Genomic DNA, 7,309 nt, shown 5'->3' with positions numbered 1-7,309 from the left:
CAACCCGGCGGCGGCGACCGGGACGGTAGCCACACTCGCCCATGGCGTGGTGAAGTGCGCGAGCAGGTTGGTCACCACCAGCACTGCGACCACGACGGCCACATCCGCGTAGAGCCGGAACGGCTCGACCATTGCGGGGGATTCGTGCTCGGACATCGTCCGGCCGAGTCTACCTTCGGGTCCGGCCGGCTCAGGCGGCTTTATGGTGGCGACCCGCTTGCGATCGCCACTCAACCGCCGCTGGCCGCCAACCGCCGACGGGCATAGTCCTTGAGCTCGGCCGACAACCCGTCTGCCAGCAGCAGCCGGGGAAGAAGCTGTGGCTGGGTCATGCGGGCGCGAAATGCCAGGCCGATGGTCACGTCGTGGTCGGGACGGTAATCGATGGCGATCGCGTCGCCGGCACGCACCGTCCCGGGCGAGATGACGCGAAAGTAGGCGCCGGGCTTTGCTGCCTGCGTGAACGTCTTGATCCAGTGATTCAGACCCAGGAATGCCACGAACGTGCGGCACGGTGTCCGGGGGGCGGAGACCTCCAATACCAAGCCGTCGGTGCCAACGCGCCAGCGTTCACCGATGCGCGCTCCTGTCACATCGATTCCCGAGGTGGTCAGGTTCTCGCCGAAGATTCCGTCGCTGAGCGTGCGCTGGAGTTGAGCTTCCCAGTGGTCGAGGTCTTCGCGCGCGTACGCGTAGACCGCCTGGTCGTCACCGCCGTGGAGCTTTGGATTACCGATCGTGTCGCCGACCAGTCCGCTGCCAAGGCCACCGTGCATCGGCCCCGGTGCCCGCACCATGACCGCGTGTGTCACCGGCACCTTGTCGATGCCGGTGATTTTCGAGTGCGCGCGCGGATCGGGATTCGCTCGTACTCGAGCGACGTTGACCGCCAACACATTCCCGTCGCTCCCGTCTCTCACTGCCGTTCGTTCCGCTCGCTCAACTCCCAGGTCCAGTTTGCAATCTGCGGGTCGTCCTCGCCGTGCTCACGCGTGTACCGACGCGCGGCCAGGCGGGCATCGGCCATCCGCTGGCGCAGCACCGCGGCCCGGCTGGCCAGCCCTTCGACGCGGTCGATGACGTCCATGACCAAGTGGAAGCGGTCCAGGTCATTGAGCATCACCATGTCGAACGGCGTCGTCGTGGTGCCGCGCTCCTTGAACCCGCGCACATGCATGTGCCCGTGATTGGTCCGGCTGTAGGTGAGGCGGTGGATCAGCCACGGATAGCCGTGATAGGCGAAGATGACCGGCTTGTCGCTGGTGAATAACGCGTCAAACTCCTTGTCGGGCAACCCATGTGGGTGTTCGGAATCCGGCTGCAGGCGCATCAGGTCGACGACGTTGACCACCCGCACCCTGAGATCGGGCAGCTCCCGTCGCAGGATGTCGGCGGCCGCCAGCGTCTCCAGGGTGGGGACGTCCCCGGCGCAGGCCAACACCACCGAAGGCTCAGACCCCGCACATCCCGGGCTGCTGGCCCACTCCCAGATCCCCAGCCCGCGGGTGCAGTGCAGGATCGCTTCGTCCATCGACAGGTACGACAACGCCGGCTGTTTGCCGGCGACGATGACGTTGACGTAGTCCCGGCTGCGCAGGCAGTGGTCGGCCACGGACAGCAGCGTGTTGCCGTCCGGAGGCAGATAGACCCGTACCACTTCGGCGCGCTTGTTGGCCACCAGGTCGATGAATCCGGGGTCCTGATGCGACGCCCCATTGTGGTCTTGGCGCCACACGTGCGAGCTCAGCAGGTAGTTCAGCGACGCGATGGGCTGCCGCCACGGCAGCTCGCGGCTGGTGGAGAGCCATTTCGCGTGCTGGTTGAACATCGAGTCGACGATGTGCACGAACGCCTCGTAACAGTTGAACAGACCGTGGCGGCCGGTCAGCAGATAGCCCTCCAGCCAGCCCTGGCACAGGTGTTCGGACAGCACCTCCATCACTCGGCCGTCCGGGGCCAGGTGGTCATCGTCGGGTCCGGTTTCGGAAAGCCAGACCTTGTCGGTCGACTCGAAGACCGCGGACAGCCTGTTGGAGGCGGTCTCGTCGGGGCCCATGAGCCGGAAGCGGTCGAGGTTGCGGGTGATGACGTCGCGCAGAAAAGTTCCCAGCACGCGGGTGGCCTCATGGGTTTTGGCCGCCGGCTGGGTGACCTCGACCGCATAGTCACGGAAGTCGGGCAAATCCAGGTCGCGCAGCAACAGCCCGCCGTTGGCGTGCGGGTTGTCACTCATCCGGCGCTGGCCTTTCGGCGCCAGCGCGCGCAGTTCGGCTCGCAGCGAGCCGTGCGCGTCGAACAACTCCTCGGGGTGGTAACTGCGCAGCCACTCTTCGAGTTGCGCGCGGTGCTCGGGGTTTTCGTGCGTTGCCGCCAGCGGAACCTGGTGTGACCGCCAGGTCCCCTCCACCTTCTCGCCGTCCACCAGCTTGGGCCCGGTCCAGCCTTTCGGGGTGCGCAGCACGATCATCGGCCACACCGGCCGGTCGGTCCGCTCACCGCTGCGGGCCGCGCGCTGAATGGTCGCGATGTCGTCGAACGCGTCGTCCAACGCGGCCGCCAATTGCCGGTGCACCTCGACGGGTTGCTCGCCGGAGACAGTGATCGGCCGATACCCGTAGCCGCGCAACAACGATTCCAGCTCGGTGTGCGGAATACGCGCCAGCACAGTCGGATTGGCAATCTTGTATCCGTTGAGATGCAGGATCGGGAGCACGGCTCCGTCCACGGCCGGGTTCAGGAATTTGTTGGAGTGCCAGCCGGCGGCCAACGGCCCGGTCTCGGCCTCGCCGTCACCGATCACGCAGGCGACCACCAGGTCGGGATTATCGAAGGCGGCGCCGTACGCATGCACCAGCGCGTAGCCGAGTTCGCCGCCTTCATGGATGGATCCCGGAGTCTGGGCGGCGACATGGCTGGGGATGCCGCCGGGAAAGGAGAACTGGCGGAACAGCTTTCGCAACCCGTCGGTGTTTTCCTCGATCCCGGTGTAGACCTCGCTGTAGGTCCCTTCGAGATAGGCGTTGGCCACCAAACCGGGGCCGCCGTGGCCGGGCCCGGTGATGTAGATGACGTTGGCGTCGCGGTCGCGGATGATTCGGTTGAGGTGCGCGTAGAGGAGGTTGAGCCCGGGCGTGGTGCCCCAATGTCCCAGCAGCCGGGGTTTGACATGCTCGGCCGCCAGCGGCTCGGACAGCAGCGGGTTGTCCAGCAGGTAGATCTGCCCCACGGAAACGTAGTTGGCGGCGCGCCAGTACGCGTCGAGGTGGGTCAGTTCGTCGTCGGAAAGGGCTGCGGGGCTCATCTGGCCGATTCTCCACGCCCCCGGTGAGCGGTGCCCTGCGTGGGTATTACTCTTCGCCCCGCGCCCTGGCCTCGTAGGCCCTGCGCTGTTCGACGTCGACGTCATCGGTGAAAACATGCTCGCCGCCGAGGAGCCGGTTGAGGCCTTCGGCGAGTGCGCGCGGCATGAACCTCTGCGACACCACCATCGCGCCGGCCACCTTGGTGACGCGCACCCGCGGCTTGGGGCGAACCACCAGCCCGACGATCGCGTCGGCGATTTCTGACGGCTCGGCGTTCCTGAATCCTCTGGCTCCCTTGGTGCCCGCGGTCAGTTCGGTGTTGACGAACGACGGCAACACCATCGAGAACTTCACGCCGGCATTGCGGTACTCGAGCCTTGCCGAATCGGTGAATGCGACCACCGCGTGCTTGCTGGCGCAGTAGCTGGCCAGCCCGGCGGCGTAGAGCTCCCCGGCCATCGAAGCGACGTTGATGACGTGTCCGGATCCGCGCGGGAGCATGCGCTGCACCGCCAGCTTGCTGCCCAGGATCACGGCGTAGATGTTGATGTCCAAAATGCGCCGAGTGACTGCATCGGACTCGTCGATGATGCGACCGACGGGCATGATGCCGGCGTTGTTGATCAGGACGTCGATCGGTCCGAGTTGTCGCTCGACCTGGTCGAGAAAGTCAGCGAACGAATCCTTATCGGTGACATCGAGTTTGTCGTACACCTCGAGGCCGAGGTCGGCGCCGGACACCTTCACCATTGCCTCGTCAATGTCACCGATCGCGACCTTGGCGCCCAGTTGGTGCAGCGCGGTCGCGGTGGCCAGTCCGATCCCGCGCGCCCCGCCGGTGATGACAATGACTTTGTCGTGAATTTTGGCCCCGACCGATTCCGTGTCCGCCACGTCCGCGCTCCAATTCTTGACGGGTGTCAACTCAGTAAGCACAGCACTCGAACCCGAGCTGCGCAATAACGCCGTCGATACTGGGACGATGACCGAGGTGCGCCCGGCCGTCCCGAACGACGCATACGCCGTCGCACGGGTGCACGTCCAGTCATGGCAGACGGCATACCGCGGCCTCATCGCCCAGGACTACCTTGACGCGCTGGCTCCTGACGACTTCGCCCGCCGATATACCTTTGGCCGCGTGGGGCTTTGGCCGTCCACGCTGGTTGCGGTCGACGATCCGGAGATCTGCGGCTTCGCCACAATCGGCCTGTGCAGGGACATCGAGTTGCCGAATTTCGGTGAATTGATGGCCCTCTACGTCGCTCCCGCACACGTCGGCACCGGGATCGGGCGCAGGCTCATCAGCGCCGCCCGCGAGCGGCTACGCGGACGGGGTGTCGCGGTCGCTGTGCTGTGGGTGCTGGACGGCAACGTCCGCGCTCGGCGGTTCTACGAACGCGACGGGTGGAGCTTTGACGGCACCCGCAAGACGGCGGTGTTCGGCAACGTGCCGGCGGAAGAGGTGCGCTATCGACGGAGCATGGGGGTCAGCGCAGGGTGAGCCACGCCAGACTGGCGCCGCCGCCCAGGACGCAATAGACGGCGAACGGTGTCAGGGTGCGGGTTTCGAAGTACCTAGTCAGGTAGCGCACCGCGAGATAGGCGCACCCGAAGGAGGCGATGCTGCCTGCCAGCACTTGACCCCCGATTCCGGCCCCCAGCGGCCCGAACAGTTCGGGAATTTTGTAGACGCCGGCGGCCAGGATGATGGGCGTCGCGAGCAGGAAGGAGAAGCGCGCCGAGTCCTCGTGCGAGAGTCCCCGCCACAGGCCCGCGACGATGGCGATGCCGGAGCGGCTGATGCCGGGCAGCAGGGCGAGGATTTGGGCGGATCCGATCAGCACACCCCGGCCCAGCGGCACCTCCGCAAGCCGGTTGTCGACGGCTTCACGGCCGTGTACTTGTTCGAGTTCGGCAGTTTCGGTGGCGGCCCGGCGCCGCAGGACCTCACCCACATACATGGCGATGCCGTTGAGGATCAGGAACACGGCCGCCGGGATGGGCCTGCCGAGCGTGGTGCGAAACAGCCGCTCAAGGGCCAGCCCGGCCAGGCCCACCGGGATGGTGCCGACCACGATCAGCCACGCCAGCCGCTCGTCACGAGTCCGGATTCGGCGATGCCGCAGCGAGGAGACGAAGCCTGCCACGATGCGCAGCCAGTCGCGCCAGAAGAACACCACCAGGGCGGCGGCGGTGGCGACGTGCAGGCCGACGACGAACGCCAGGTAGGGCGATCGCGGGGCGGAGACGTTGAGGTCCTGGGCCCATTGCCCGCCGAGCAACGCCGGCACCAACACCGAATGCCCCAGGCTGGAGACAGGAAACAGTTCGGTGACGCCCTGGGCAGCGCCCACGATCACCGCTTCGAGGTAGCTCAAGTGCGCGCTCATAGTCCTCACGGAGAGTAGCCGGTCAGGTTTGTCCTCGACCCCATGGCCGGCGGCGACCCGAATCGCCGCCGCGATAGGTTCGACTCATGCCCGTTGCCCCCCGGACACCCGTTTTGATCGGTTACGGGCAGGTCAACCACCGCGACGAAATTGACCCGGAAACGCGATCCGTCGAACCGATCGACCTGATGGTCGCGGCCGCCAGGCGGGCTGGTGATTCCGAGACGCTCGAGAGCGTCGACTCCATCCGCGTGGTGAACATCCTGTCGGCGCAGTATCGCGATCCCGGGCTGCTGCTCGGCCAGCGGATCCACGCCAGCGACTTCACCACCCTGTACAGCCGCGTGGGCGGCAACGTGCCGCAGTCGCTGGTCAACCAAGCCTGCCTGGATATCCAGCGGGGCCGGGCCGGCGTGGTGCTGCTGGCCGGCGCCGAAACCTGGCGCACCCGTAGGGGACTGCGCGCCAAAGGCAGCAAGCTGGTGTGGACGACGCAGGACGACTCCGTTCCGATGGCCGACGTGGCCGGCGACGACGTGCCGATGGCCGGCGACGCCGAGATCAGAATCAAGCTGGACCGGCCCGGCTATGTGTATCCGATGTTCGAGCAGGCGTTGCGGATCGCCAACGGCGAGTCGATCGAGGATCACCGGCGACGCATCGGTGAATTGTGGGCGCGCTTCAACGCCGTCGCGGTCGATAATCCGCACGCCTGGATCCGCAACCCGGTGACCGCCGAGGAAATCACCCGCCCCGGCCCGCAGAACCGAATGATCAGCTGGCCCTACACCAAGTTGATGAACTCCAACAACATGGTCGACCAGGGCGCAGCGCTCATCCTGGCGTCGGTGGAGCAGGCAAGGCGACTGCGGGTCCCGGAGGAAAAGTGGGTTTATCCGCACGCGGGCACCGACGCACACGACACCTCCGCCGTCGCCGAGCGCGCCGAACTGCACCGCTCGCCCGCCATACGGATCGCCGGCGCGCGGGCGCTGGAGCTGGCCGGCCGGGCGATCGACGACATCGACTACGTCGACCTGTACTCCTGCTTTCCGTCCGCTGTCCAAGTCGCCGCCGCCGAGCTCGGACTGGCCGTCGACGATCCCGGCCGGCCGCTCACCGTCACCGGAGGTCTGACTTTCGCCGGTGGCCCATGGAGCAACTACGTGCTGCATTCGATCGCCACCATGGCCGAATTGCTGGCGGCCAATCCCGGGCGCCGTGGCCTAATCACCGCGAACGGGGGGTACCTGACCAAGCACAGCTTCGGCGTCTACGGCGCCGAACCGCCGGACGAATTCCGTTGGCAAGACGTGCAATCGCTGGTTGATCAGGAGCCCACCCGCGACGGGTTGGTGGAGTGGGAGGGGATCGGCACCGTCGAATCGTGGACGACGCCGTTCGACCGGGACGGCGAACCGCAGATGGCCTTCGTGGCGGTGCTCACGCCCGACGGTGAGCGCACGCTGGCGCAGCTCACCGCTCGCGCTGCGGTGCAAGCGTCGGTGAGTGAGGATATCGCCGGTAGCAAGGTTGCCGTCGCCGCGGACGGCAGCGCGACGTTGCAGTAGCAGCACGCGCGGCGGCGGTAACGGTCGCGCGGGTTGCAACGACTTG

At 66.6% G+C, this 7,309-nt stretch carries 6 protein-coding genes and 1 pseudogene; 2 read left to right on the top strand and 5 right to left on the bottom strand.

Annotated elements, in window-relative coordinates; all coding sequences use genetic code 11:
* The 4 genes and pseudogenes from JO236_RS05600 to JO236_RS05585 all read right to left on the bottom strand — a co-directional run.
* Nucleotides 1-156 (bottom strand): annotated as a pseudogene (locus tag JO236_RS05600) (CPBP family intramembrane glutamate endopeptidase); the annotation flags it as partial.
* A gap of 74 nt (nucleotides 157-230) precedes the next feature.
* Nucleotides 231-896, bottom strand: a complete 666-nt coding sequence (locus tag JO236_RS05595; RefSeq protein WP_293325878.1) for an MOSC domain-containing protein — start codon at nucleotides 894-896, stop codon at nucleotides 231-233.
* A 20-nt stretch (nucleotides 897-916) separates the two neighbouring features.
* Nucleotides 917-3,301, bottom strand: coding sequence for a phosphoketolase (locus tag JO236_RS05590; protein ID WP_293325870.1), 2,385 nt, complete (start codon nucleotides 3,299-3,301; stop codon nucleotides 917-919).
* Nucleotides 3,302-3,347: 46 nt separating this feature from the next.
* Nucleotides 3,348-4,196 carry an SDR family oxidoreductase gene (locus JO236_RS05585; protein WP_293325867.1) on the bottom strand — a complete coding sequence of 283 codons (849 nt, stop codon included), beginning with the start codon at nucleotides 4,194-4,196 and terminating at the stop codon, nucleotides 3,348-3,350.
* 88 nt (nucleotides 4,197-4,284) lie between these two features.
* On the opposite strand from JO236_RS05585, the gene JO236_RS05580 reads away from it, so the two are divergent.
* Nucleotides 4,285-4,803, top strand: a complete 519-nt coding sequence (locus tag JO236_RS05580; protein ID WP_293325864.1) for a GNAT family N-acetyltransferase — start codon at nucleotides 4,285-4,287, stop codon at nucleotides 4,801-4,803.
* Here JO236_RS05580 and JO236_RS05575 read toward each other — a convergent pair.
* The gene (locus tag JO236_RS05575; protein ID WP_293325863.1) at nucleotides 4,790-5,692 is read right to left on the bottom strand and encodes an undecaprenyl-diphosphate phosphatase; all 903 of its coding nucleotides are present in this window, start codon (nucleotides 5,690-5,692) and stop codon (nucleotides 4,790-4,792) included. The genes JO236_RS05580 and JO236_RS05575 overlap by 14 nt on opposite strands.
* An 86-nt stretch (nucleotides 5,693-5,778) precedes the next feature.
* On the opposite strand from JO236_RS05575, the gene JO236_RS05570 reads away from it, so the two are divergent.
* Nucleotides 5,779-7,263 carry an acetyl-CoA acetyltransferase gene (locus tag JO236_RS05570; RefSeq protein WP_293325861.1) on the top strand — a complete coding sequence of 495 codons (1,485 nt, stop codon included), beginning with the start codon at nucleotides 5,779-5,781 and terminating at the stop codon, nucleotides 7,261-7,263.
* Nucleotides 7,264-7,309: the final 46 nt, after the last annotated feature.

The organism is Mycobacterium sp. (assembly GCF_019247635.1).
Lineage (GTDB): Bacteria > Actinomycetota > Actinomycetes > Mycobacteriales > Mycobacteriaceae > Mycobacterium.
This window is presented reverse-complemented; position numbering and strand designations above follow the sequence as displayed.

Coding starts and splice junctions, on each gene's coding strand:
- JO236_RS05590 (WP_293325870.1), bottom strand. CDS start 3,301: ATGAGCCCCGCAGCCCTTTCCGACGACGAACTGACCCACCTCGACGCG.
- JO236_RS05570 (WP_293325861.1), top strand. CDS start 5,779: ATGCCCGTTGCCCCCCGGACACCCGTTTTGATCGGTTACGGGCAGGTC.
- JO236_RS05580 (WP_293325864.1), top strand. CDS start 4,285: ATGACCGAGGTGCGCCCGGCCGTCCCGAACGACGCATACGCCGTCGCA.
- JO236_RS05575 (WP_293325863.1), bottom strand. CDS start 5,692: ATGAGCGCGCACTTGAGCTACCTCGAAGCGGTGATCGTGGGCGCTGCC.